The sequence below is a fragment of the Candidatus Eisenbacteria bacterium genome, from assembly GCA_035577985.1.
GTDB lineage: Bacteria > Desulfobacterota > Binatia > DP-6 > DP-6 > DATJZY01.
This window is the reverse complement of the sequence record DATJZY010000154.1, coordinates 13,958-37,801: the sequence shown is the minus strand read 5'-3', so window position 1 is coordinate 37,801 and position 23,844 is coordinate 13,958. Positions and strand designations below refer to the sequence as shown.

The following is a 23,844-nucleotide window of genomic DNA, read 5'->3' as shown; positions in this document are numbered from 1 at the left end:
GGCCGGGCTCCGTGCCCGGGCTGCCCGAGAGATGCCGCGGGCCGTCGGCCGTTACAACTCAGAACCCTTCGAGCGCCGCGACCCGCTCGCGGTGGAAGACGGGGTCCCCGTAGGCGACCTCGTTCACGTGCGCCCGCTTGAACCACAGGTGCAGGTCGAACTCCCACGTGAAGCCGATGCCGCCGTGCATCTCGACCGCCCGCCGCGCCGTGCGGCTGTAGATGTCGCCGAGCGCGGCCTTCGCCATCGCGGCCGCGCACGACGATTCCTTCGCCGGTCGCGCGTCGTAGGCGTAGGCCGCGTACCAGAGCAGCGAACGCGAGGGCTCCACGTCCGCCACCATCTCGGCGGCGATGTGCTTGAGCGCCTGGAACGAGCCGATCTTGCGGCCGAACTGCTCGCGCATCTTCGCGTACTCGACCGCCATCTCGATGGTCCGCCAGGCGCCGCCGAGGCTGTCGGCGGCGATCCCGATGCAGGCGAGGTCGATGAGGCGCGCGACGATCGGCCAGGCCTTGCCCTCGGGCCCGACCAGCGCCGATTTCGGCACGAACGCATTCTTCAACGTGACCTCGCCGATCCGTCGCGTGAGGTCGAAGCCGTCCTGCGGGCGGACGCGGAGGCCTTTCGTGCCGCGCTCGACGAGGAAGAGCGACACGCCGGCTTCCTTGTTCCCCGCCTTCGTCCTCGCCGCGACCAGGAGCACGTCGGCGCCCGGCGCGTCCTGGACGAAGAGCTTGGTGCCATTCAAGACCCACCCGGCCTTCGTCTTCTTCGCGCTCACCTGCACGCCGGCCGGCTCGACCGCCTGGTCGCCCTCGGCGAGCGCGAAGGTGCCGAAGGCGTCGGCGGCGAGGAAGCGCGGCAGCCAGTGCGCGCGCTGCTCGGCGGTACCGGCCTTCAAGAGCGCGGCGATCACGAGCTGCGTCGGCAGGAACGGCCCGGGCACGACCGCGCGCCCGATCTCCTCCAGCACCAGCACGAGGTCGAGCGTCGCGAGTCCGAGGCCGCCCAGCTTCTCGGGGACCGCGAGGCCCATCCAGCCGAGCTCGGCCATCTTCTTGTAGAGCGCGCGCGGGATGCCGTCGCCGTCGACCGCGTTCGCACGCGCGAGCGCGGGCGGGCACTCGGCGGCCAGGAACTCGCGGGCCGCGCGTTGCAGCGCCTCCTGGTCTTCGGAGAGGCCGAAGTCGATCATGAGGGGCGCGCCTCGCGCGGCAGGCCGAGGCCACGCTCGGCGATGATGTTCTTCTGGATCTGGGCGGTGCCGCCGCCGATGATGAGCCCGAGCGCGAACATGTAGTCGGTCGGCCAGATGCCGGCGTCGCGGACGTGCGGATCCTTCTTGGTGAGCCAGCCCGCCTCGCCCATGATCTCGAGCGCGGCGCGGTCGATCTGGTGGTTCAGCTCGCAGGTGACGAGCTTGTTCACCGACGCGTTGATGCCGGGCGGCCGCTTGCGCAGCGCGTCCGTGAGCTGCCGGTAGCCCTCGAGCCTCATCGTCTCGACCCGGATGGCGAGGTCGGCCAGCCGCTGGCGCACGATCGGGTCCTTCGTCGCCGCCCGGCCGCCGCGCTTCTCGGCTCGCGCGCGGCGGACGAGGTTGTCGAACAGGATCTGCGTGCGCGTCGTCGAGGCGAGCATGTTGCGCTCGTGGAACAGCGTCGAATTGGCGACCGTCCAGCCGTCGTTGAGCTTGCCCACGAGGTTCGTGCGCGGCACGCGGACGTCCTCGAAGAACACCTCGTTGAAGCCACGGTCGCCCGTCATCTGGACGAGCGGGCGCACCGTGATGCCGGGCGACTTCATGTCGATCAGGATGTACGAGATGCCCTTGTGCTTCGGCGCTTCGGGGTCGGTGCGGACGAGGCAGAACATGCGATCGGCGTACTGGGCGCCCGACGTCCAGATCTTCTGGCCGTTCACGACGAAGTGGTCGCCCTCGAGCGCGGCGCGCGTCTTGAGCGAGGCCAGATCCGAGCCCGAGCCCGGCTCCGAGTAGCCCTGGCACCACAGCTCGTCGGCGCCGAGGATCTTCGGCAGGTAGGTGCGCTTCTGCTCCTCGGTGCCGTGCATGACGAGGGTCGGACCGACCATCTGCAGACCCATCATGCCGATCAGCGTCGGCGCGCTCGCGCGCGTCAGCTCCTCGTTGACGATCGTCTGCTGCATCACGTCGGCGCCCTGGCCGCCGTATTCCTTCGGCCAGCCCATCGCGACGTAGCCGGCGTGGTAGAGCTTGCGCTGCCACTCCTTGGCTCGCTCGATGCGCCTGGGGTCGTCGTACTCGAGCGAATCGCCCGAGCGATCCTTGCGCCAGGCGGGGACGTGCTTCTTGAGCCACGCACGCACTTCCTTGCGGAACGCGACGTGCTCGGGGGAATCCGTGAGATCCATGACCCCGGTCGCTAGCACGTGGGCCGTCGCGCTGTCACGTGCGGCCGGTGCGCGCGGGTCGACCGCGCGCGTGCCGCTTGGTACTGGGCGAGCCGTGCCGGAGCGGACGAGGAGCACGGGGCTGTCGGGACGGACGATCGCGCTGGCGCTGGGGCTGCTCGTCGCGTTGCTGTCGCTCCACGTCGGCGACCCGTGGCGCTATCTCCACGACGACAACGGGCGGCGATACTCGTCGTATGCGCGCACGCATCTCGTGCGCGGCCTCGCGGTGACGGGCGGGCGCGACTTCTTCTACGACGCGCGCGACGGCCGCATGGTGCCGTACGGGCACCATCCGCCGGGGCTCGGGTTGCTGCTCGCGGGATGGTTCCGCCTGCTCGGCGCCGACTCGCCGCTGGTCGCGCGATCGCTCGCGGCGCTCTTTCACCTGGCGACGGCGCTGATCGTCTTCGCGATCCTGCGCGCCTGCTACCCGGGACCGCCGGGGCTCGTCGCGGCGTTCGTCTTCGTCGTCGTGCCGATGAGCTCGTTCTTCGGCAAGCTCGTGAACTTCGAGCCCTTCGTCCTTCCGTTCATGGTGGGGGCGGTGGTCATGTACTGGCGCTGGGCTGAGCGCGGCGGACACGGGTTCCCCACCGCGACGTTCCTTCTCGTCGCGGCCGGCACGCTGATCGACTGGCCGATCCTGCTCGCGCTCCTGGTGATGGCCGGCGACGCGCTTCGGCGGTGGCGAGGCGGCGAGGGACGCGCGTTCCTCACGGTCGCGATCGCGGCGCTCGTCGTGGGCCCGCTCCTCGGCGCCGCCGTCGCCGCGTGGACCAGCAGCGCGGTCGGCCTGCTCGAGCTCGGCAGGGCGGCCCGCTTCCGCCTCCGCCTCCATGGCCAGTACCACTGGTGGCAGCTCGTCGGAAAGATCGTCGACTACAACCGGCGCTACTTCACCGAGCCCGTGCTGATCGCGCAGGTGGTGGTCGCGGGCAGCCTCCTCGCCGACTGGTGGCGCGGCCGGACCTTCTCGCCCCGCGCACGTCTCGTCGCGCTCCTGGGTCTCGCCGGGTTCGTTCCGCTCGCCGGCTTCCCCTCGAGCGCGCGCTATCACGCGTACTGGCAGTTCGACCTCCTGCCGTACGCGACGCTCGCCGTCGCCCACGTGCTCGACACGATGGTCGCGCGGCTCGGGCGGCCGCAGCGCCGGATCGCGTACGCGGCGCTCGTGCTCTGGGTCGGGATCGCGTCGGGCACGATGCTGCACACGCGCTACCACCGGCCGAGCGGCTACGTCGGCCGGATGGTGCGCCAGTTCCAGCACTACCTGTGAGCCCTTGAGCTGGCTCGCCGGCCGCGGCATGGCGGAGGCGTGGCTGCCGCCGGCGACGACGTGCGTTCCCTCGAGCGGCTGCTACGCCACCGGTACGGCGAGCTGGTCGAGGACATCACCGCCGACGAGTCGTTCGTCACGCGCAGGACGTTCGGGTGCCTGTCCTGCTATCTCCATGGGCGGCTGAAGCTCGCCCTCGCCGAGGGCAGGGCTCACTGGGACGGCGTGCTGGTCGCGACCGCGAAGGAGCACCACGCGTCGCTCCGCAGGACCGTGGCGGCGCTCCGCCCGCATCCGGTGCTCGGCAAGTGGCTCTACCTCGCGGCGAGCGGCGACTCGTTCGAGGACGACGCGCGGCGCCTCGCCGCGCTCGCGCTCGCCGACGATCCGCGCATCGGCGTCGAGCCGACGCCGCGACGCGAGCGCGCCCGGGGACGCCGGACCCGATCGCGCACGCGGGCGCACCGAAGGAGAAGCGCATGAGCGACGGCGCACGATTCGCGCGGCGCGTGTTCGGGGCTGCGGGCATCTACGGGATCGTGTGCCTGCTCCCGATGTACTTCGTCGAGGGATATCTCGGCCAGGTCTTCCCGCCGCCGGTGACGCATCCGGAGTTCTTCTACGGCTTCGCGGGGGTCGCGCTCGCGTTCCAAGTGCTGTTCCTGCTCGTGGCACGCGATCCTGTCCGCCATCGCGACATGATGATCCCGTCGATCATGGAGAAGCTCGGCTACGGTCTCGCGGTCGTCGTGCTCGTCACGATCGGCCGCACCGCTGCCGGGATGCTCCCGACGGCGCTGATCGACCTCGCGCTCGCCGTCCTCTTCGCGATGGCGTGGATGCGAACCGGCGATAGCGGGCCTTCGAATTGACGCCCCTCGGAGCGACTCCTATAGTCGCCCTTCGTAGCCGGGGCCGGGGAGCGCAGTTTTCATCCAGATGCCGCGCGCGCGGCACGAGACGTAGGTCGATCTACGGTGCTCGGCTGCAAAGCTGAGTATGCCTGCCGCCACCGTCGCCATCATTCCCGCGCGTTACCGCTCGACCCGCTTGCCGGGGAAGGCGCTCGCCCTCATCGGCGATCGACCCATGATCTGCCACGTCGCCGAGCGGACGCGACGGGCGCGCGGCCTCGCGGGCGTGATCGTGGCGACCGACGACGAGCGCATCCGCGACGCCGTGCGCGCGACCGGCAGCGACGTGGTGATGACCCGCGGCGATCACCCGTCCGGGACGGACCGGCTGGCGGAAGTCGCGGCAGGGCTCGCGGCCGATGTCGTGATCAACGTCCAGGGCGACCTGCCGCTGCTCGACCCGGCCATGGTCGAGCTGCTCGCGGCGCGGATGTCGGCCGAGCGCGACCTCCCCATGGCGACGCTCGCAACGCCGATCCACGACGCCGCAGCATTCGGCTCGCCGCACGTCGTGAAGGTGGTCGTCGGAGGCGACGGCCGCGCGCTCTACTTCTCGCGGGCGCCGATCCCGTTCGACCGCGACGGGACGCGGGCGGCGGGCGAGCCTCTCGGCTGGCGGCACATCGGCATGTACGCGTACCGGCGCGAGGTGCTGATGCGCCTCGCCGGGCTCGCACCGTCCCCGCTCGAGGAGCGCGAGCGGCTGGAGCAGCTGCGGGCGCTCGAGCACGGGATCGCCATCGGGGTCGTCGAGTGGCGTGCCGCAGCCCCTCTGATAGAGGTGGACACGCCCGAGGACTTGGAGCTCGCACGTCGAGCGTTTCGTGGTCAGACGAACGGGGGAGGGTCGGCATGACGAAGGAGGCGACGAAAACCAAGTTCATCTTCGTGACGGGCGGCGTGGTGTCCTCGCTCGGCAAGGGCGTGGCCTCCGCGTCGATCGGCGCGCTGCTCGAAGCGCGCGGGCTCACCGTCACGATCCTGAAAGCCGACCCCTACATCAACGTCGACCCGGGAACGATGAGCCCGTTCCAGCACGGCGAGGTGTACGTCACCGACGACGGCGCCGAGACGGACCTCGACCTCGGCCACTACGAGCGCTACGTCTCGACGCGCGCGACGCGCAAGAACAGCTTCACGACCGGCCAGGTCTACGACACCGTCATCACCAAGGAGCGGCGCGGCGACTACCTCGGCGGCACCGTGCAGGTGATCCCGCACATCACCGACGAGATCAAGCGGCGCATCCGCGAGGCGGCGGAAGGTTTCAACGTCTGCATCACCGAGGTCGGCGGGACCGTCGGCGACATCGAGAGCCTGCCGTTCATCGAAGCGATCCGGCAGCTCGGCTGGGAGCTCGGCCGCCAGAACACGCTCTACATCCACCTGACCCTCGTGCCGTACATCGTGTCGGCGAGCGAGCTCAAGACCAAGCCGACGCAGCACTCGGTGAAGGAGCTGACCGGCTTCGGCATCCAGCCCGATATCCTGCTCTGCCGCGCCGCGCAGCCGCTCGAAAAGAAGGTGAAGCAGAAGATCGCACTCTTCTGCAACGTCGACGAGAGCCGCGTGATCAGCGCGCCCGACGTCAGCACCATCTACGAGGTGCCGCTCGTCTTCCACGCCGAGGGTCTCGACGAGCGCATCGTGGAGCGCCTGAACACGTTCACCGGTTCGCCGAATCTCACCCGCTGGCGTCGCATCGTCTCGGCGATCAAGAACCCCAAGGGCACGGTGCGGATCGCGATGGTCGGCAAGTACGTCGACCTCACCGACTCCTACAAGAGCCTCAACGAGGCGCTCACGCACGGCGGGATCGCCAACGAGTGCAAGGTCGAGACGATCTACGTCGACTCCGAGTCGATCGAGAAGGAGGGTATTCCCGAGAGCGTCAAGACCGCCGACGGCATCCTCGTGCCCATGGGCTTCGGGCCGCGTGGCACCGAGGGCAAGATCGCGGCGGTGCGCTACGCGCGCGAGCACGAGATCCCGTTCCTCGGCATCTGCTTCGGCATGCAGATGGCCGTGATCGAGTTCGCGCGGCACGTGTGCGGGCTCGAGCGTGCGAACTCGACCGAGATCGATCCGGCGTCGCCACACCCGGTCATCCACCTGATGGACGACCAGAAGGACGTCACCAACAAGGGCGGCACCATGCGGCTCGGGTCGTATCCGTGCTTCTTGAAGGACGGGACGCTCGCGCGGCGCCTCTACGGCCGCAAGAACATCGGCGAGCGCCACCGCCATCGCTACGAGTTCAACAACGCCTATCGCGACCAGCTCGAGACCGGCGGGCTCGTGTGCTCGGGCGTGTCGCCCGACGGGCGGCTGGTCGAGGTGATCGAGCTGCCGAACCACCCGTGGTTCATCGCGAGCCAGTTCCATCCCGAGTTCCGGTCGCGGCCCATGGACTGCCATCCGCTCTTCAAGGGCTTCATCAAGGCGGCCATGCAGCAGAGCGCGCAGCGCCGCCCGGCGGCGAAGAGCAAGCTCAAGGTCGTGAAGGGTTAGGAGGCCGGTGCACGCGCCCGCCACCGCGGTACGCGTCGGCTCGATCACGATCGGCGGCGGTGCGCCGCTCGCGCTCATCGCCGGGCCGTGCGTGATCGAATCGCGCGACGCCGCGCTTCGCCACGCCGATGCGCTCGCCACGCTCGCCGAGAAGACGGGCGTGGGGCTCGTCTACAAATCGTCCTTCGACAAGGCCAACCGCACCTCGATCGGCGGCTTCCGCGGCGTCGGCATGGACGAGGGACTCCGCATCCTCGACGACGTCCGGCGCGCGACGGCGCTGCCGGTGCTGACCGACGTCCACGAGGCGAGCCAGATCCGTGCCGTCGCGGCGGTGGTCGACGTGCTGCAGACGCCCGCCTTCCTGTGCCGCCAGACCGATTTCGTCGTCGCCGTCGCCGCGGCGGGAAGACCCGTCAACCTGAAGAAGGGACAGTTCCTGTCGCCGGCCGAGATGGGGCGCGTGGTCGAGAAGGCGCGCTCGACCGGCAACACGCAGCTCCTGGTCACCGAGCGCGGCTTCGCGTTCGGCTACAACGACCTCGTCTCCGACCTGCGCTCGCTCGCCGTCCTCGCCGAGACGGGGTGTCCGGTCGTCTACGACGCCACGCACAGCGTGCAGCAGCCCGGGGGCCAGGGCACGCAGTCGGGCGGGGATCGCCGTTTCGTGGCGCCGCTCGCACGCGCCGCCGTCGCGGCGGGCTGCGATGCCGTCTTCATGGAGGTGCACGAGGATCCGACGCGGGCGCTATCGGACGGCGCGACCAGCGTACCGCTCGCCGACGTGCCGGCACTGTGGGCGCAGCTCGTCGCGATCGACCGCGTGCGCCGGGAGCGCGCGTGAGCGCGCGACGCCCATCGGAGGATCGCACGAACCGCGCGCGCCGCGTGCTCGACATCGAGGTGCGTGCGCTCGCCGGCCTGCGCGATCGCCTCGACGCGTCGTTCACGCGGGCGCTCGACCTGCTGCTCGCCTGCCGCGGCAAGATCGTCGTCACCGGCATCGGCAAGGCCGGCATCGTCGGGCGCAAGATCGCCGCCACGCTCGCGTCGACCGGGTCGTCGGCCGTGTTCCTCCATGCCGCCGAGGGCAGTCACGGCGACGCCGGCACGCTGGCGCGCGGCGACGTCGTCCTCGCCATCTCGTACAGTGGCGAGACCGAAGTGTTGCAGCTCCTGCCCGTCATCCGTCGCTTCGACGTGCCGCTCATCGCCATGACCGGCAGCGCCACCTCGTCGCTCGCGCGCGCCGCCGACGTGATGCTCGACGTCAGTGTCACCGACGAGGGCTGCCCGCTGGGCCTCGCGCCCATGGCGAGCACGACCACGATGATGGCGCTCGGCGACGCGCTCGCCGCGTCCCTCGTCGAGGAGCGCGGCTTCACCGCGGAGGATTTCGCGCTCCTGCACCCGGGCGGCGCCCTCGGCCGCAAGCTCGTCCGCGTCGACGACCTCATGCACAGCGGCGAGGAGATGCCGGTCGTGGCCGAGACCGCATCGCTGAAGGACGTGCTCGTCGAGATGACGACGAAGCGGCTCGGCATCACCGCGGTCGTCGATGCCGCCGGCGGCCTGGCCGGGATCGTGACCGACGGCGATCTGCGCCGCGGCCTCGAGCGCGCGGCCGACATCCGCACGCTCACGGCGCGCGACCTGATGACGCGCACGCCGAAGACGATCGCGGGCTCGGCGATCGGCGGGCAGGCGCTCGCCGTGATGGAGCGCCACAAGATCACCGCGCTCGTCGTGCTCGGGGACGGCTCGCGCAAACCCCTCGGCGTGATCCACCTGCACGACCTGCTCCGCGCCGGGATCGTGTAGGCACGCGTGGCGGTTCCGGCGCCGAAACGGAAGAAGACGCTCTGGCGGCGCATGCGGCGCGCCACGCGCGGGCCGCGCAACGCCGTGCTCGCACGCGGGATCTACCTCGTCGCGCGGACCGTGGGGCTCCTGCCGGCTCCGATAGCCCTCGGGCTCGGGCGCGCGCTCGGCAGCGCCGCACACGGCCTGTTGGGGAAGCCGCGCCGGCTCGCGCGCGAGCACGTCGCGCTCGCCTTTCCGGAGCTGGGCGAACGCGAGCGCGTCGCCCTCGTGCGCGCGACCTTCCGGCACGCGGGGCAATCGTACGCGGAGCTGGCGCTCTGGCCGCGCCTCGCGCGCGACGCGGAGTACGTGCAGATCGAGCGCCGCGAGCTCCTCGACGAGGCCCTTGCCGGCGGGCGCGGCTGCCTCGCGATCACCGGACACGTCGGGAACTGGGAGCTCCTCGCTGCGCGCATTGCATCGCTCGGCTACGGGCTCTCCGTCGTCGCGCGCCGGGTGAACGACGAGCGGTTCGACGCGCTCGTGCGGCGGTTCCGGGGCGGCGCCGGCATGGAGATCCTGCTCCGCGACGATCCGCGCTTCCTCGCCAACGTGCGCGAAGCGCTCGGGCGCAACCGCATCGTCGCCATGCTGATCGACCAGGATAGCCGGGGCGGAGGCGTGTTCGTGCCGTTCTTCGGACGCCCGGCGCATACGCCGCCCGGCGCGGCGATCCTCGCGCTGCGCACGAAGGCGCCCGTCGTCACCGTGTTCATCCACCGCCGCCCCTCGGGTCGCCACGTGATCCGGTTCGAGCGCGTGCCGATCCGACCTGGCACCGGCAAGGTGATGGATCTCACCGCGCGCTTCACGCGATCGATCGAGGACGCGATCCGGGAATCACCCGCCGAGTGGGTGTGGTGGCACGAGCGCTGGCGACGGCAGCCCGATGGCGAGACGAGCGTCGACGAGCTGTCCGCGGACGCGTGATCGTCGCCTTTACTCCCTCCGGGGTGCGTGGTAGCGATTCGCCGGAGTCACGCCCATGCGGAGGTCACGGTTACGGGCGGCGCTGCTCACCGTCGTGGCCGCCGCGCTCGCGGGAATCGCCGTGGCGACGTGGCAGAACGTCACGGCGCGCCGCCCGCGCACCGTCGCCGATCTCGGCGCCGATTTCGTGCCCGAGGTGGCCCAGCACATCCAGAGCTTCCGCCGCGTGAAGATGAAGAGCGGCAAGGCCGTCTGGGAGGTGCAAGCCGAGGACGCACAATACTTCGACAGCGACGGCCAGGTCGTCGTGCGCAAGCCCGTGGTGACCTTCTTCCTCGACGACGGTACGCGTCGCGCGCAGCTCGTCGGCAACGAGGGACAGCTGACGCTCGATGGCAAGGAGCTGGCGGGCGTCACGCTGCGAGGCGACGTCGTGCTCGTGATCGACGATCTCGAGCTCCGCACCGCCGAGGCGTTCTACGACCACGCGAAGGACCGCATCAGCGCGCCGGGCGCCGTCACCATCCACGGCAAGACGCTCGACGTGCAGGGGCTGGGGCTCGAGGTCGAGGTGACGCCGCGGACGGTGCGGCTGTTGAGCGAGGTCCACACGGTGGTGAAAGCCAATGCCGAGCACTCGTGACCTGCTGGCCGTCGTGCTGGTCGCGCTCGCGGCGAGCCGCGTCGCCGGTGCGGAGGCGGCCGAGGACACGTCGCAGAGCGGATTTCTCGGGCTCGGAAACACGCGATCCAAGGAGCCGATCACCATCACGGCCGACAACCTCGAGTACCAGTACAAGGACGGCCTGGTCGTCTATCGGGGTGACGTCCTCGCGGTGCAGGGCGAGGTGAAGGTCCGCAGCAACGAGCTGCGGATCACGCTCGCCAAGTCCGACGACGACAAGAAGGCGTCGGCCGCCAAGGCCGCGAGCGATCTGGGCGACGCCGGCACGTCGAAAGTGCAGTCGATCGTGGCCAGCGGCAACGTGCGGATCGATCAGGGCGCGCGGTGGGCGGTCGGCGGCAAAGCCACGTTCGACCAGTCGAACCGGACGCTCGTGCTCACCGAGAATCCCGTGATGCACGACGGTCCGAACGAGGTGTCCGGCGATCGGGTGGTGGTCTACCTCGACCAGAACCGCAGCGTGGTCGAGGGCGGCTCGAAGCGCGTGAAGGCGACGCTGATTCCGACCAAGGACGGCGGGGGCAAGCCGGGGCCCGCGCCGTGAGCGTGGCGACCGGGGCGCTGCTCCGGGCCGAGGGACTCACCAAGTCGTTCGTCGGGCGTTGTGTGGTCAATGCGATCACGATCGACGTCCACGCCGGCGAGATCGTGGGGCTCCTCGGTCCGAACGGCGCCGGCAAGACGACGAGCTTCCACATGATCGTCGGTCTCACGCGGCCCGACGCGGGACGCGTATATTTGAACGGCGACGACGTGACGCCGCTGCCGATGTACCAGCGCGCGCGTCGTGGGATCGGGTACCTGCCGCAGGAGCCGTCGGTGTTTCGCAAGCTCAGCGTGGAGGAGAACCTCCTCGCCATCCTCGAGACGCTCGACTTGACGGCGGTCGAACGCGAGGAACGTTTGCGTCAACTTCTTGACGAGCTGGGGATCGCCAAGCTCGCGAAGTCGAAGGCGCAGTCGCTGTCGGGCGGCGAGCGCCGGCGCCTCGAGATCACGCGTGCGCTCGTGATTTCGCCCTCGTTCATGCTGCTCGACGAACCGTTTGCGGGCATCGATCCCATCGCTGTGGTTGACATTCAAGGCATCGTGTCTCAGTTAAAGAAGCGGGGAATCGGAGTACTCATTACGGATCACAACGTGCGCGAAACACTCGGCATCTGCGATCGCGCGTACATCGTGAATGAAGGAACGGTGCTCGAAGAGGGCACCCCCGAGCAGATCGCGACGAGCCAACGGGCCCGCGAGATCTACCTGGGCGAGAAGTTCCGTCTGTGACCGCTCCCTTCCCGCTCTGAACGTCTGATGGCCAACGACGCCCGCATCGTCCTGCAGCAGCGGCTCACGCAGCAGCTCGTGATGACGCCGCAGCTCCGGCAGGCCATCAAGATCCTGCAGGTGTCGCGCGCCGAACTCGAGACGCTCGTCGACCAGGAGCTCATCGAAAACCCCGTCCTCGAGGAGAACCTCGAGGACAAGACGCCCGAGGGTGAGTACGAGGTCCCGACCGTCGACGGTCTCAAGGCCGGCGACGAGGCGCCGGCCGACGGCACCGCCGAGGTCGAGCAGGCGTCCAGCATCGATCAGATCGACTGGCGGGAGTTCGCCGAGAACTACTCCAACGACATGCACGGCTCGATGGGGCCGGGGGCGAGCTCCGACGACGACGACGACCGCCGTCCCGCGATCGAGAACATCCTCGTGAAGCGCACCCTGCTGCCCGATCACTTGATGTGGCAGCTCCGCTTGTCCGACATGAGCGACGCGGAAAAGGAGATCGGCGCGCTCATCATCGGGAGCCTCGATCAGGACGGCTACCTCACCATCTCGGCCGACGAGGTCGGATTCCTCGCCAACGTGTGGCCCGACACGGCGCTCGTGGAGCGGGTCCTCGGGCGGATCCAGCAGTTCGATCCGCCGGGGGTGGCCGCTCGCGACCTGCCGGAGTGCCTGCTCCTGCAGCTCCGTCAGCTCGGGTGCGACGACGACTCGTTGCCGGCCCGGATCGTCCGCGACCACCTGCCGATGCTCGAGAGCCGCCGCTTCGATCGGCTCGCCCGCGAGCTCGCCGTCACCGTCGATCAGATCTCCGAGGCGACCAAGATCATCAGCGTGCTCGAGCCGAAGCCGGGGCGCGACTTCGGCGACGGGGAGACCCGCTACGTCACCCCCGACGTCTACGTGCACAAGGTGGGCGAGGAGTGGGTCGTCACGCTCAACGAGGACGGGCTGCCGCGCCTGCGCGTCTCGTCGTTCTACCGGCAGATGCTGGGACAGGGCGGCTCGAGCGAGGCCCGCGGCTACATCCAGGAGAAGATGCGGGCCGCGGCGTGGCTCATCAAGTCGATCCACCAGCGCCAGCGCACGCTCTACATGGTGACGTCGAGCATCGTGAAGTTCCAGATGGAGTTCCTCGAGAAGGGCGTCGCCTTTCTGCGCCCGCTCGTGCTGAAGGACGTGGCGAACGACATCGGCATGCACGAGTCGACAGTCAGCCGCGCGACGGCCGGGAAGTACGTGCACACGCCCCAGGGGACGTTCGAGCTCAAGTACTTCTTCACGTCGAGTCTCCGCAGCGGTCACGGCGAAGAGGTCTCGGCCGAGAGCGTGAAGGACAAGATCCGGACGATCATCGCCGCAGAGGACGGCAAGAAGCCGTTCTCGGACCAGCACATCGCCGAGATGCTCGCCAAGGAGCAGATTGACATCGCACGGCGCACGGTGGCGAAGTATCGCGAGCTGATGGGCATCCTGCCCTCGTCGAAGCGGAAAGCCGTGTACTGAGCACCGCGAGGGTCGGGGTGGGGCCTGGGGAGGCTTCATGCAGATCAACGTCACCTTCCGGCACGTGAACCCGACACCCGCGCTTCGCGCCCACGCCGAAGAGAAGCTCGAGCGGATGGTGAAGAAGTACCTCCGCCGGCCCGTCGACGCGCACGTGATCCTGTCCGTCGCCAAAGAGCGGCACGCGGCCGAGGTCACGCTCCAGGCGGACCACGTGACGATGTTCGCCAAGGAGGAGACGACGGATCTCTACGCCGCGATCGATCTCGCCGTCGAGAAGCTCGAGCACCAGGCGCAGAAGCTCCGCGCCAAGCGCAAGGAGCACAAGGGACCATCGGCCGCCGTGCGCACGCAGGTCGCCGAAGACGCGGCCCCGTCGCGCGGGGCCGCGAGCCGACCCCGGGTCATCCCGCGCCGCGTGTCGGCCAAGCCGATGGGGGTCGACGAAGCGCTCGAGACCCTCGCTCGGACCGGGGACGAGTTCCTCGTCTTCACCAATGCCGCCTCCCAGACCTTGGCCGTGCTTTATCGCCGGAAAGACGGTAACTACGGGCTGATCGAACCGGAGGGACGTTGATCAGCCCATGAAGATCGAAGACATCCTCGCCGAGTCGCTCGTGCTCCCCGACCTCGCGGCGCGCACGAAAGCCGACGTGCTGGTGGAGCTCGCCTCCGCCGTGGCGAGCCGCAACCCCGAGATCGAGCGGGCGAAGCTGGTGGGCGCGCTCGAGGAGCGCGAGCGGCTCAACAGCACTGCGCTCGGCGACTGCGTCGCCATTCCCCACGGGAAGCTCCCCGGCATCCGGCGCGTGTTCGCGGCTTTCGGCCGCAGCAAGACCGGCGTCGACTTCCAGTCGCTCGACGGCAAACCCACGCACCTGTTCTTCCTCCTGGTCGCACCCGAGGATTCCGCTGGCGCCCACTTGAAGGCGCTGGCGCGCATTTCGCGCCTCCTGAAGGACGCCGACTTCCGCGCCCGCCTGCTCGCCGCCCCCGACGCCAACGCCCTCTGGACCATCATCCGGGACGAGGACGCGCGGTATTGATCGTCACCGTCGGCGAGCTGCTGGAGACCCTGGGCGAGCGCCTGGCGCTCCGGCTCGTCACAGGAGAGACGGGCACCGCACGCGTGATCACGGTACCGCGCGTGCAGCAGCCGGGCCTCGCGCTGGCGGGCTACCTCCCGCAGCTCCACCCCGATCGCTTGCAGGTGCTGGGGAACAGCGAAGTCGGCTTCCTCGAGACGCTGCCGGCACCGCTCGCGCACGAGCGGGTCGAGACCATCGTCGGCTCGGGAGTCGCGTGCTTCGCCGTGACCAACGGTACGCCGGCGCCGTCGTTGCTCGCGGAGGTGGCGGGCGCGATGGGCGTCGCGGTGATCGTGTCGGGGCTCCGCACGGCCGACTTCATCCGCCAGGTGACGGCATGGCTCGAGGATCGGCTGGCCCCCGAGACGACCATGCACGCCGACCTCGTCGAGGTGCACGGGCTCGGGATCCTGATCCTCGGTCGCAGCGGCATCGGGAAGAGCGAGTCGGCGCTCGACCTCGTGTCGCGCGGTCACCGCCTGGTCGCGGACGACGCCGTGCTCGTACGGCGTATCTCGCCGACCGTCCTGCGCGGCCGCGCGGCGACCCTGCTGAAGCACCACATGGAGATCCGCGGCCTGGGCGTGATCGACGTCGAGGCGCTCTTCGGCACGCTCGCGACCCTCGACGAGCGCCAACTGGATCTCGTCGTCGAGCTCATCGACTGGAGCGACGACGCCGATCGCCTGGGGCTGGTCGACACGATCCATACGCTGCTCGACGTACCGCTCCCGCTCGTGCGCATCCCCGTCGTGCCGGGTCGCAGCATGGCGATGCTGATCGAGACCGCGGCCCGCGAGCGGATCCTGCGCGCGCGTGGCCGGCACAGCGCAGTCGAGTTCGCGGCCCGGATCGACAAGGCCGCGGGTGGTGGGGCGAAGCGGAAGGCCGGATGAGCGAGCCGCTCCTGGCCGTCGTCGTGACCGGCCTGTCGGGATCGGGCAAGAGCACGGCGCTGCGTGTCCTCGAGGACCTCGGGTTCTACTGCGTCGACAACCTGCCGGTCGCGCTCGTGCCGCGCTTCATCGAGCTGTGGGAGGCGTCGCGAGAGGAGGTGCATCGGGTGGCGCTCGGTATCGACGCGCGCGAGCGGCGCTTCCTCGAGGGCTTCCAGACCGCCTTCGACGAGCTGCGGCGCGCGGGCGTCCGCCTCGAGGTCATCTATCTCGAAGCGAGCGACGAGGTCTTGGTCCGTCGCTTCAGCGAGACCCGCCGGCCGCACCCGGCCGCCGTCGGCGGCGCCGTGGAGGACGGGATCCGCCGGGAGCGCGACGCGCTGCGCGAGGTGCGGGAGGTCGCCGATCGGATCGTCGACACGAGCGCGTTCACGGTGCACGAACTCCGCGCCGCCTTCCGTGACATGCTCGCGCGCGCCGATACGCGCGATCTCACGGTGTCGCTCGTCTCGTTCGGTTACAAGTACGGCCTGCCGACCGACGCCGACCTCGCCTTCGACTGTCGCTTCCTTCCGAACCCGTTCTTCGTGGACGAGCTGCGGCCGAAGACGGGGCTCGACCAACCGGTCGCCGACTGGGTCCTCGGGCGTGACGACGCGCAGGAGTACCTGCGGCACGTGGTGGACCTGCTCGCGTTCTCGCTCCCGCACTATCGACGCGAGGGCAAGAGCTACCTCACGATCGCGGTCGGGTGCACCGGCGGTCGGCATCGCTCCGTCGTCTTGGTGGAAGAGCTGAGACGGCGGCTCGCGGGCACGGGCGCCCGCGTGCTCGTGCGGCATCGCGACATCGACCGATGACGCGCTGGCGCGAGCTTGCTGGCGTGGAGGGCGTCGAGTAAGGAGCGGGACGCATGGTCGGGATCGTCGTGGTGGGACACGGCCGGATCGGCGAGGAAGCGCTGGCGACGCTCGAGAGCGTGGTCGGTCCGATCGAAGCGTTCGAAGCCGTGACGACGTCGATCGTCGAGCGACCCGAGGAGATCCGCATCCACATCCGCGCGGCGGTCGAGCGCGTGCGGCGCAGCGGCGGCGTCGTCATCATGACGGACATGCTCGGCGACACGCAGACGAACCTGTCGCTCGCCGTCGCGCGCGAGACGGGGGCGGAGGTCGTGGCCGGCGTCAACATGCCGATGCTGATCAAGGCGACGACCGCGCGCGGCAACGCGGACGCGCGCCGCCTCGCGGAGCTCCTCACGCGCTACGGGCAGGAGCACATCGTGTGGGCGACCGCGGCGGGCCCGGGGCGCCCGTGAGCGAGGAGATCTGCACCGCGACGCTCGAGATCGTGAACCGGCTGGGTCTCCACGCACGCGCGGCAGTGCTGCTCGTGCAGGAAGCGAAGCGCTTCGACGCCGAGGTGACGGTGTCGAAGGACGGGCAGACGGTGAACGGGCTCAGCATCATGGGGATCATGATGCTCGCCGCCGAGAAGGGCAGCACGATCGACGTCGAGACGAAGGGGCCGCAGGCCCGCGCCGCGATCGACGCGATCAGCGCGCTGGTGGCGAGCCGCTTCAACGAGCCGGAGTGACCGCGGCGGCCCGGCGCGCGGCGATGCCGACGGCGCCGGCCATGCGGAATGCGAGGCGGGCGTCCGCGCGCCGGCGGCTTGCGACGGCGGACGGGCTTCGGGTAAGGTCCTCGGCTCTATGCTCAAGGACTACGTCTTCACCTCCGAGTCCGTGAACGAGGGGCATCCCGACAAGGTCTGCGACCAGATCTCGGACGCCATCCTCGACGCCATCCTGGCGCAGGACCCCAACAGCCGCGTCGCGTGCGAGTCGCTCATCAAGACGGGTCTCGTCGTCATCGCGGGTGAAATCACGACCAATGCGCACGGGCTCAACTTCGGCGAGATCGCCAAGCGCGTCATCCGCGAGATCGGCTACACGACCCCCGAGACCGGCTTCTCGTGCGACACCGCCGCCATCGTGACGGCGATCGAGCGCCAGTCGCCGGACATCTCGCAGGGCGTGACGGAGGGCGAGGGCCTGCACAAGGAGCAGGGCGCCGGCGACCAGGGCCTCATGTTCGGCTACGCGTGCGACGAGACGAAGGAGTACATGCCCTTCGCCATCTACACCGCGCACCGCATCGGGCAGCGCCTCGCCGAGGCGCGCCGTTCGGGCGAGCTGCCGTACCTCCTTCCCGATGGCAAGTGCCAGGTGACCGTCGAGTACAAGGACGGCAAGCTCAACCGCGCCGGAACGATCGTCGTGTCGACGCAGCACACGCCCGAGGTGAAGTACGAGAAGCTCCGCAACGAGGTCATCGACGACGTGGTGAAGCGCGTCATCCCGCAGGAGTTCCTCGACAAGCACACCGTCTACCACATCAATCCGACCGGGAAGTTCGTCGTCGGCGGCCCGCAGGGCGACTGCGGGCTCACCGGCCGCAAGATCATCGTCGACTCGTACGGCGGCTACGGCCGTCACGGCGGCGGCGCCTTCTCCGGGAAAGACCCATCGAAGGTCGACCGGAGCGCGGCGTACATGGCGCGCTACATCGCGAAGAACGTCGTCGCCGCGGAGCTGGCGGCCAAGTGCGAGGTGCAGGTTGCATACGCGATCGGCGTCGCCGAGCCGGTCTCCGTCCTGGTCGACACGTTCGGCACCGGGCAGGTCGCCGACGACAAGATCGCGAAGGCCATCCGCGAGATCTTCGACCTGAAGCCGGCGTCGATCATCAAGACGCTGGGCCTGAAGAAGCCCATCTTCCAGCGCACGGCGTCGTACGGCCACTTCGGCCGCGTGCCCGAGGGCGACTACTTCACCTGGGAGCGCACCGACCGGGTGAAGGATCTGCGGTCGGCGGCTTCCTAGTGACTCCGGGCACTAGTTCGGTCGCGCGTGACGCTCCAGGAGCGTGCCGTCGACGACGAGCTGGCTGATGTTGGCGAGGTCGGCGATGTTGGTCGTGGGGTCGCCGGCAACCAGCAGCAGGTCGGCGCGTCTTCCGACGGCGATCTCGCCGTAGTCGGCGGCGTCGCCGGCGAGAAAGCGGGCGTTGTCCCAGGTCGCGGCACGCAGCGCCTCGGCCGGGGTGAGACCGGCGTCGACGAGCTTTGCGAGCTCGAGGTGCAAGCCGGCGCCCGGGAACTGGGCGTAGTTGCACCCGTCGCTCCCCGCGAGCACGACGACGCCCGCGGCGCGTAGCTTCGCTACGTTGCGGCGCCGGGCCTCGTGGGCCGCGGCGGCGACGCGTGCAAAGGCCGCCATCTCGTCGGTCGGAGGGGGTGGCGTCGCGAAGAGCGCCGTCAGCACGTCGGGACGCGCCAGTTGCCGCTCGATCGGAAGGAGGTCCGCCACGCGCTTGAGCGCCCGCGCCGACGCGTCCCACACGGCGAGGGTCACCACGACGGGTGTGCGCTCGGCCGCGATGACGGTGACGGCCTCGTCGGAGATCTCTTCGCGCCACGGTGCGTGGGCGAGCGCGTCGACGCCGCCCCGCACGGCGTCGATGGCTTCCGCCGAGGTTCCGATGTGCGCGATCGAGCGCACCCCGCCGGCGTGGCCGGCCGCGGTGACGGCCGCGATCGTGGCGATGTCGAGCCGCGGGGTGTCGTCGCGCGCGCCCGTGTCGATGGCGAGCTTCAGGATGTCGGGGTGCTCCGGGAGCAACGCCTCGACCGCTCGCCGTCCGTCGTCGGGCGTCGCCAGCTCGCGCGTGGCGCGCGAGACCACGTACCAGCGCAGGTACCACGGGAGCCATGCGCGCAGGACCTCCGCCGGATGTCCGCCGACGGCGGTGAAGACGGGACCGGCGGCGTAGACGCGAGGGCCGAGATCGGCATGCGTCGCGACGCGCGTCCGCTCGCCGAACACGGCCGGGGTGAGATTGCCGAGGTCGAGCACGGTCGTGACGCCGGCGTAGAGGAAGGCGCCCAGGTTGTCGGTGACGTCGGGCAGGACGCCTACCGTCCAGGGCGGCGCGGGCGTCGATCCGGTGTGGGCATGGACGTCGACCAGGCCCGGGAGCAGCACGCCGCCGTGTCCGTCGACTTCGGGAATGCCGGGCGCCGAGACGCCGCGCGGTGCGATCGCGGCGATCGTGCCGTCCTTGACGACGACGTCGCTCGCGCCGGCCGCGAGCGTCGCATGCGGCGCATCGAACACCCGGACGTCGCGCAGCACGATCGATCGCGACGCTCCCGGCGGAGTCGTCACGAGCGGGGCCTCCTTCCGGCCGCACGCGGCGAGGGCGACCAGGGCCGCGATCGTGGCTCGGCGGGCGGTGGGGGTCACGACCCGGCGGCGGTACCACGCGCCGGAGGGCGTGGCCATGCCGGACCCCGGACGGGGTGGCGGTTGACTGGGCCCCGGGGGAGGTGTAACGCTTCATCCGGATGGATTGATTGGTCATGCGGCGCTGCCGCCCCGGAGGAATTCCCATGTCGAAGACCGCTGCCGTTGCCACGACGCCGCCTGCCGCCCGCCTGCCGTTCAAGGTGAAGGACCTCGCGCTCGCCGAGCTGGGTCGGAAGGAGGTCCGCCTCGCCGAGCAGGAGATGCCGGGCTTGATGACGATCCGGGCCAAGCACGGCGCGACGAAGCCGCTCAAGGGCGCGCGCATCATGGGCTCGCTGCACATGACGGTGCAGACGGCCGTCCTGATCGAGACGCTGACCGACCTCGGCGCCGACGTGCGCTGGGTGTCGTGCAACATCTTCAGCACGCAGGACTCTGCCGCCGCGGCGGTCGCCGTCGGACGCGACGGCACGGTCGAGAACCCGAAGGGCGCCGCCGTTTTCGCCTGGAAGGGCGAGACGCTGGAAGAGTACTGGTGGTGCACCAACGAGGCGCTCGTGTGGCCCGACGGCCGCGGCCCCGACCTCATCGTCGACGACGGCGGCGACGCGACGCTGCTCGTCCACAAGGGGCTCGAATTCGAGCGCGCCGGCGCGGTGCCGGCCTTCGACCCGAAGAACGATCCAGAGGAGTGGGGCATCATCCTGGACCTTCTGCGCCGGCTGCAGCGCGAGGCGCCCGGACAGTGGGAGCGCATCTCGACCAAGGTGCGCGGCGTGTCCGAGGAGACGACGACGGGGGTGCATCGGCTCTACGAGATGGCGAAGAAGGGCGCGCTCCTCTTCCCGGCCATCAACGTGAACGACTCGGTCACGAAGTCGAAGTTCGACAACATCTACGGCTGCCGGCACTCGCTGATCGACGGCCTCAATCGCGCGACCGACGTCATGCTCGGCGGCAAGATCGCCGTCGTGTGCGGCTTCGGCGAGGTCGGCAAGGGCTGCGCCGAGTCGCTGCGGGGGCAGGGCTGCCGCGTAATCGTGACCGAGATCGATCCCATCTGCGCGCTCCAGGCCGCGATGCAGGGCTACGAGGTCGCGACCGTCGAGGACTACGTCGAGCGGGCCGACGTCTTCGTCACCACCACCGGCAACGTCGGCATCATCACCGCCGCCCACATGGCGCGCATGAAGGACAAGGCGATCGTCGGCAACATCGGCCACTTCGACAACGAGATCGACATGGCCGGGCTCGGCAAGGTGTCCGGCGTGAAGAAGGTCAACATCAAGCCGCAGTACGACGAGTGGGTCTTCCCCGACGGCCACTCGGTGCTGATCCTCGCCGAAGGTCGCCTGCTGAACCTCGGCTGCGCGACGGGGCACCCGTCGTTCGTCATGAGCGCGTCCTTCACGAACCAGGTCCTGGCGCAGCTCGAGCTCTGGCAGCAGAACGCGAAGTACAAGAAGCAGGTGTACATGCTGCCGAAGCAGCTCGACGAGGAAGTCGCGCGGCTGCACCTGGAGAAGCTCGGCGTCAAGCTGACGACGCTCACGCCGAAGCAGGCGGAGTACATCGGCGTGCCGGTCGAGGGTCCGTACAAGCCGGACCACTACCGGTACTGAGCGCCTCCGGGGTCAGCGCAGCAGTAGGAGCAGCACGCCGACCGGCAGCCCGATCACCAGCACGACCACGAGGACCGAGAGGATCCAGGTCGTGAGCGAGCGCAGCACCGAGAACCGGTTCACCTCGGCGAAGCACAGGAGCGACGCGGTGGACGTCCACACGCCGAGCAGGAGGGAGGCCAGCCGCAGCGTCGTCAACAGCAGCGGCGAGGCGGCGTCGATGGTGGGTCGCTCGGGACTCAGCAGCTCGGTGCCGAAGAGCGCGAACTGGAGCACCCAGAGCGCGAAGCCGCCCACGACCGCCGGTACGCCCGCCCACGCGAAGGCCGCCGCGACCTCCTGACGCGACGCCGTTCCGCCGAGCCATCCTCCGATCGAGCGCATGTACCAGGCGCCCAGGTGCGAGGAGGGGACGCTCAGGAGCCCGACCAGGATGCAGCCGCCGGCGGCGAACAGCGGCGGAACGTCGAACGACGGCGCGTGCGAGCGCAGCGCGCTCAACGTGCCGACGACGCCGCCGCCGAAGAACAGCAGGTTCACGTGACGGCGCGGGTCGCTGTCGACGATCCGCCGGATGGTCGCGCGCGGCGCCTCCCAGATGGTGACGAACGGGCTCTCGTTCTCCGGCGTCATCGCACCTCCCGCGGCTCGCCCCCCCGCAAACCGACGTCCGGCGGCTCGGGCGTGGGTAGCACGAACGCGCCGCTCAGACGAACGTCGCGGCGACGGTGTCGGCGAAGCGGAGGCCGCGCGCACTCAGTCGGAGCCGGTCGCCGGCCCACTCGAGCAGATCGTCGCGCACGAGGCCCGTGACGTGCGGAAACGCCTTCGCGAGCCCCACGCCGAAGCGCGCTGCGAACGCGGTCGCGGCGACGCCGGCGATGCGGCGCAGCCCCGTGAAGACGAAATCGGCGCGGGCTTCGTCCACCGTGAGCGGGTGCTCTTCGGCGACCGCCGTGCCGCGCGCCGCCACCGCATCGGCGTACGCGCGGGGATGTCGCACGTTGCTCCACCGTCGCGCGGCGTCGGGCGTGGCGTCGAATGCGTGCGCGCCGGCTCCGATGCCGAGATACCACGACCCGTCCCAGTAGCGCTGATTGTGGCGCGAGGCGTGATCCGGGCGCGCCCAGCTCGAGATCTCGTAGCGCTCGTAGCCGGCGGCGGGCAGCCGAGCCGCGGCGAGCTCCGCCATGGTCGCTTCGACGTCCTCGTCGACGGCACGGATGCGGCCCGAGGCGCGCCAGGCGTGATACGGCGTGGCGCTCTCGAACGTGAGCGCGTAGGCCGACACGTGATCCGGCGCCAGCGCGATGGCCTCGTCGAGGTCGTGTGCCCACTCGGCCTCGTCGCCGCCGGGGACGGCGAAGATGAGGTCGAGGCTCAGGTCCGCGAACCCCGCGGCCCGGGCGTTCCGGACCGCGGCGCGCGCGTCGTCCGGGGTGTGGTCGCGCCCGAGCGCGCGCAGGAGGCGCTCCTGGAACGACTGGACGCCGAGCGAGAGGCGCGTGACGCCGGCCCGCCGGAAGCCGCGCAGGCGTTCGGCGTCGAGCCCCCCCGGGTTGGCCTCGAGCGTGATCTCGGCACGTTCCTCGATGCCGCAGCACCGCGCGGCGGCGTCGACGACCCGCGCGATCGCCTGGGGCGTGAACAACGACGGCGTGCCGCCACCGAAGAAGATGCTCGTGGCGCGCCGCCCACGCCACGGGGCGCGCTCCGTCCAGGTCGCGAGCTCGCGCACGAGCATCGCCGTGTAGTCGGCTTCGGGCGGCGCGGCGTGGGCGTAGACGTTGAAGTCGCAGTACGGGCACACGTGCCGGCACCAGGGCACGTGGACGTAGAGCGCGAAGCCCTCGGACATCAACGGTAGCGGCGCAGAAGGGCGATGACGACGCCGCGGATTTCGACCTCGCTCTCGCGGACGACGATGGGCTCCATGCGCTCGTTGGCCGGCACGAGGTGGACGCGTCCCCGCCGCCGGTAGAACCTCTTCACGGTCGCCTCGCCTCCGACCACCGCCACGACCGTCGATCCGTTCGGCGCCTCGCGTCGCGACTCGACGACCACCACGTCGCCGTCGTGGATGCCGTCGTCGATCATGGAGTCGCCCCGCACGCGGAGCGCGAAGGTGTCGCCGCGGCCGAGGAACTCCTGCGGCACGGTGATCGACCCGGGCACCTCGATGGGCTCGAGCGGCGTGCCCGCGGCAACCGTCCCGAGCAGCGGGATGCGCGCGCCCGCGGCGGTGTCCGGCGGCGGGACCACCGACAACGCCCGGCTCTGGTGCGTGAGCCGCCGCACCGCGCCCTTGTCCTCGAGCTTGCGCAGATGCTTGTGTACGGTCGCGACCGACGAGAGCTTCAGGTGACGGCCGATCTCGTGCAGCGTCGGCGCGTAGCCGTGACGGTCGATGTGGGCCTGGACGAAGTCGAGAACCTGCTTCTGGCGGCGGGTCAGCACGGCGACAGGCGAAGATTAGGCGAATTCCTCAGCCCGGGCAATAGCGTCGTCGCAGGTATTGTCACCG

At 70.1% G+C, this 23,844-nt stretch carries 26 protein-coding genes; 20 read left to right on the top strand and 6 right to left on the bottom strand.

Going from position 1 to position 23,844, the window contains the following annotated elements:
• Positions 1–58 precede the first annotated feature (58 nt).
• Positions 59–1,198, bottom strand: a complete 1,140-nt coding sequence (locus VMS22_22495) for an acyl-CoA dehydrogenase family protein (protein HXJ36816.1) — start codon at positions 1,196–1,198, stop codon at positions 59–61.
• A complete protein-coding gene (locus VMS22_22490) occupies positions 1,195–2,397 on the bottom strand; it encodes an acyl-CoA dehydrogenase family protein (GenBank protein ID HXJ36815.1) in 1,203 nt (400 codons plus the stop codon). Before VMS22_22490 ends, VMS22_22495 begins: the two co-directional genes overlap by 4 nt.
• Before the next feature lie 94 nt (positions 2,398–2,491).
• On the opposite strand from VMS22_22490, the gene VMS22_22485 reads away from it, so the two are divergent.
• The 19 genes from VMS22_22485 (at position 2,492) to metK (ending at position 18,273) form a co-directional block, all read left to right on the top strand.
• On the top strand, positions 2,492–3,715 hold the full coding sequence (locus tag VMS22_22485) for a glycosyltransferase family 39 protein (protein ID HXJ36814.1): 1,224 nt from the start codon (positions 2,492–2,494) through the stop codon (positions 3,713–3,715).
• A 39-nt stretch (positions 3,716–3,754) separates the two neighbouring features.
• Entirely contained in the window at positions 3,755–4,198 is a 444-nt protein-coding gene (locus VMS22_22480; protein ID HXJ36813.1) for a hypothetical protein, read from the top strand.
• The gene (locus tag VMS22_22475; protein HXJ36812.1) at positions 4,195–4,587 is read left to right on the top strand and encodes a hypothetical protein; all 393 of its coding nucleotides are present in this window, start codon (positions 4,195–4,197) and stop codon (positions 4,585–4,587) included. The genes VMS22_22480 and VMS22_22475 overlap by 4 nt, the downstream gene beginning before the upstream one ends.
• A gap of 127 nt (positions 4,588–4,714) precedes the next feature.
• Positions 4,715–5,485, top strand: a complete 771-nt coding sequence (gene kdsB, locus VMS22_22470; GenBank protein HXJ36811.1) for a 3-deoxy-manno-octulosonate cytidylyltransferase — start codon at positions 4,715–4,717, stop codon at positions 5,483–5,485.
• Complete coding sequence (locus tag VMS22_22465; GenBank protein HXJ36810.1) at positions 5,482–7,140, top strand: CTP synthase; 1,659 nt, start codon at positions 5,482–5,484, stop codon at positions 7,138–7,140. The genes kdsB and VMS22_22465 overlap by 4 nt, the downstream gene beginning before the upstream one ends.
• Before the next feature lie 7 nt (positions 7,141–7,147).
• Positions 7,148–7,984 carry a 3-deoxy-8-phosphooctulonate synthase gene (gene kdsA / locus VMS22_22460; protein ID HXJ36809.1) on the top strand — a complete coding sequence of 279 codons (837 nt, stop codon included), beginning with the start codon at positions 7,148–7,150 and terminating at the stop codon, positions 7,982–7,984.
• On the top strand, positions 7,981–8,961 hold the full coding sequence (locus VMS22_22455; GenBank protein HXJ36808.1) for a KpsF/GutQ family sugar-phosphate isomerase: 981 nt from the start codon (positions 7,981–7,983) through the stop codon (positions 8,959–8,961). Before kdsA ends, VMS22_22455 begins: the two co-directional genes overlap by 4 nt.
• A 6-nt stretch (positions 8,962–8,967) precedes the next feature.
• The gene (locus VMS22_22450; protein ID HXJ36807.1) at positions 8,968–9,933 is read left to right on the top strand and encodes a lysophospholipid acyltransferase family protein; all 966 of its coding nucleotides are present in this window, start codon (positions 8,968–8,970) and stop codon (positions 9,931–9,933) included.
• 55 nt (positions 9,934–9,988) lie between these two features.
• Positions 9,989–10,576 carry an LPS export ABC transporter periplasmic protein LptC gene (gene lptC / locus VMS22_22445; protein ID HXJ36806.1) on the top strand — a complete coding sequence of 196 codons (588 nt, stop codon included), beginning with the start codon at positions 9,989–9,991 and terminating at the stop codon, positions 10,574–10,576.
• Positions 10,560–11,162 carry an LptA/OstA family protein gene (locus VMS22_22440; protein HXJ36805.1) on the top strand — a complete coding sequence of 201 codons (603 nt, stop codon included), beginning with the start codon at positions 10,560–10,562 and terminating at the stop codon, positions 11,160–11,162. The genes lptC and VMS22_22440 overlap by 17 nt, the downstream gene beginning before the upstream one ends.
• 2 nt (positions 11,163–11,164) lie before the next feature.
• The gene (gene lptB, locus VMS22_22435; protein HXJ36804.1) at positions 11,165–11,896 is read left to right on the top strand and encodes an LPS export ABC transporter ATP-binding protein; all 732 of its coding nucleotides are present in this window, start codon (positions 11,165–11,167) and stop codon (positions 11,894–11,896) included.
• Between the two features lie 27 nt (positions 11,897–11,923).
• Positions 11,924–13,402, top strand: a complete 1,479-nt coding sequence (gene rpoN, locus VMS22_22430) for an RNA polymerase factor sigma-54 (GenBank protein ID HXJ36803.1) — start codon at positions 11,924–11,926, stop codon at positions 13,400–13,402.
• Positions 13,403–13,439: 37 nt separating this feature from the next.
• Positions 13,440–13,979 carry a ribosome-associated translation inhibitor RaiA gene (gene raiA, locus VMS22_22425; GenBank protein HXJ36802.1) on the top strand — a complete coding sequence of 180 codons (540 nt, stop codon included), beginning with the start codon at positions 13,440–13,442 and terminating at the stop codon, positions 13,977–13,979.
• Positions 13,980–13,986: 7 nt separating this feature from the next.
• Complete coding sequence (locus VMS22_22420; protein HXJ36801.1) at positions 13,987–14,448, top strand: PTS sugar transporter subunit IIA; 462 nt, start codon at positions 13,987–13,989, stop codon at positions 14,446–14,448.
• On the top strand, positions 14,445–15,386 hold the full coding sequence (gene hprK / locus VMS22_22415) for an HPr(Ser) kinase/phosphatase (protein ID HXJ36800.1): 942 nt from the start codon (positions 14,445–14,447) through the stop codon (positions 15,384–15,386). Before VMS22_22420 ends, hprK begins: the two co-directional genes overlap by 4 nt.
• Positions 15,383–16,246, top strand: coding sequence for an RNase adapter RapZ (gene rapZ / locus VMS22_22410; GenBank protein HXJ36799.1), 864 nt, complete (start codon positions 15,383–15,385; stop codon positions 16,244–16,246). Before hprK ends, rapZ begins: the two co-directional genes overlap by 4 nt.
• Before the next feature lie 53 nt (positions 16,247–16,299).
• Complete coding sequence (locus tag VMS22_22405) at positions 16,300–16,704, top strand: PTS fructose transporter subunit IIA (GenBank protein ID HXJ36798.1); 405 nt, start codon at positions 16,300–16,302, stop codon at positions 16,702–16,704.
• A complete protein-coding gene (locus VMS22_22400; protein HXJ36797.1) occupies positions 16,701–16,982 on the top strand; it encodes an HPr family phosphocarrier protein in 282 nt (93 codons plus the stop codon). Before VMS22_22405 ends, VMS22_22400 begins: the two co-directional genes overlap by 4 nt.
• Before the next feature lie 118 nt (positions 16,983–17,100).
• On the top strand, positions 17,101–18,273 hold the full coding sequence (metK, locus tag VMS22_22395) for a methionine adenosyltransferase (GenBank protein ID HXJ36796.1): 1,173 nt from the start codon (positions 17,101–17,103) through the stop codon (positions 18,271–18,273).
• A gap of 12 nt (positions 18,274–18,285) precedes the next feature.
• Here metK and VMS22_22390 read toward each other — a convergent pair whose 3' ends face one another.
• On the bottom strand, positions 18,286–19,734 hold the full coding sequence (locus VMS22_22390; GenBank protein ID HXJ36795.1) for an amidohydrolase family protein: 1,449 nt from the start codon (positions 19,732–19,734) through the stop codon (positions 18,286–18,288).
• Between the two features lie 107 nt (positions 19,735–19,841).
• On the opposite strand from VMS22_22390, the gene ahcY reads away from it, so the two are divergent.
• Positions 19,842–21,320 carry an adenosylhomocysteinase gene (gene ahcY / locus VMS22_22385; GenBank protein HXJ36794.1) on the top strand — a complete coding sequence of 493 codons (1,479 nt, stop codon included), beginning with the start codon at positions 19,842–19,844 and terminating at the stop codon, positions 21,318–21,320.
• 12 nt (positions 21,321–21,332) lie between these two features.
• On the opposite strand, the gene VMS22_22380 is transcribed toward ahcY, so the two are convergent.
• From VMS22_22380 to lexA, 3 genes are all read right to left on the bottom strand, one after another.
• Entirely contained in the window at positions 21,333–21,953 is a 621-nt protein-coding gene (locus VMS22_22380) for a YIP1 family protein (protein HXJ36793.1), read from the bottom strand.
• Positions 21,954–22,026: 73 nt separating this feature from the next.
• The gene (hemW, locus tag VMS22_22375) at positions 22,027–23,178 is read right to left on the bottom strand and encodes a radical SAM family heme chaperone HemW (GenBank protein ID HXJ36792.1); all 1,152 of its coding nucleotides are present in this window, start codon (positions 23,176–23,178) and stop codon (positions 22,027–22,029) included.
• A complete protein-coding gene (gene lexA / locus VMS22_22370) occupies positions 23,178–23,777 on the bottom strand; it encodes a transcriptional repressor LexA (GenBank protein HXJ36791.1) in 600 nt (199 codons plus the stop codon). The genes hemW and lexA overlap by 1 nt, the downstream gene beginning before the upstream one ends.
• Positions 23,778–23,844 lie beyond the last annotated feature (67 nt).

Excerpts from the sequence above, each read along its gene's own strand:
- VMS22_22475 (HXJ36812.1), top strand. The coding sequence starts at position 4,195 with ATGAGCGACGGCGCACGATTCGCGCGGCGCGTGTTCGGGGCTGCGGGC.
- VMS22_22495 (HXJ36816.1), bottom strand. The coding sequence starts at position 1,198 with ATGATCGACTTCGGCCTCTCCGAAGACCAGGAGGCGCTGCAACGCGCG.
- VMS22_22405 (HXJ36798.1), top strand. The coding sequence starts at position 16,300 with ATGGTCGGGATCGTCGTGGTGGGACACGGCCGGATCGGCGAGGAAGCG.
- VMS22_22420 (HXJ36801.1), top strand. The coding sequence starts at position 13,987 with ATGAAGATCGAAGACATCCTCGCCGAGTCGCTCGTGCTCCCCGACCTC.
- VMS22_22490 (HXJ36815.1), bottom strand. The coding sequence starts at position 2,397 with ATGGATCTCACGGATTCCCCCGAGCACGTCGCGTTCCGCAAGGAAGTG.
- rpoN (HXJ36803.1), top strand. The coding sequence starts at position 11,924 with ATGGCCAACGACGCCCGCATCGTCCTGCAGCAGCGGCTCACGCAGCAG.
- lptC (HXJ36806.1), top strand. The coding sequence starts at position 9,989 with ATGCGGAGGTCACGGTTACGGGCGGCGCTGCTCACCGTCGTGGCCGCC.
- VMS22_22380 (HXJ36793.1), bottom strand. The coding sequence starts at position 21,953 with ATGACGCCGGAGAACGAGAGCCCGTTCGTCACCATCTGGGAGGCGCCG.
- VMS22_22440 (HXJ36805.1), top strand. The coding sequence starts at position 10,560 with ATGCCGAGCACTCGTGACCTGCTGGCCGTCGTGCTGGTCGCGCTCGCG.
- ahcY (HXJ36794.1), top strand. The coding sequence starts at position 19,842 with ATGTCGAAGACCGCTGCCGTTGCCACGACGCCGCCTGCCGCCCGCCTG.
- metK (HXJ36796.1), top strand. The coding sequence starts at position 17,101 with ATGCTCAAGGACTACGTCTTCACCTCCGAGTCCGTGAACGAGGGGCAT.
- kdsB (HXJ36811.1), top strand. The coding sequence starts at position 4,715 with ATGCCTGCCGCCACCGTCGCCATCATTCCCGCGCGTTACCGCTCGACC.
- VMS22_22465 (HXJ36810.1), top strand. The coding sequence starts at position 5,482 with ATGACGAAGGAGGCGACGAAAACCAAGTTCATCTTCGTGACGGGCGGC.
- hemW (HXJ36792.1), bottom strand. The coding sequence starts at position 23,178 with ATGTCCGAGGGCTTCGCGCTCTACGTCCACGTGCCCTGGTGCCGGCAC.
- rapZ (HXJ36799.1), top strand. The coding sequence starts at position 15,383 with ATGAGCGAGCCGCTCCTGGCCGTCGTCGTGACCGGCCTGTCGGGATCG.
- raiA (HXJ36802.1), top strand. The coding sequence starts at position 13,440 with ATGCAGATCAACGTCACCTTCCGGCACGTGAACCCGACACCCGCGCTT.
- VMS22_22390 (HXJ36795.1), bottom strand. The coding sequence starts at position 19,734 with ATGGCCACGCCCTCCGGCGCGTGGTACCGCCGCCGGGTCGTGACCCCC.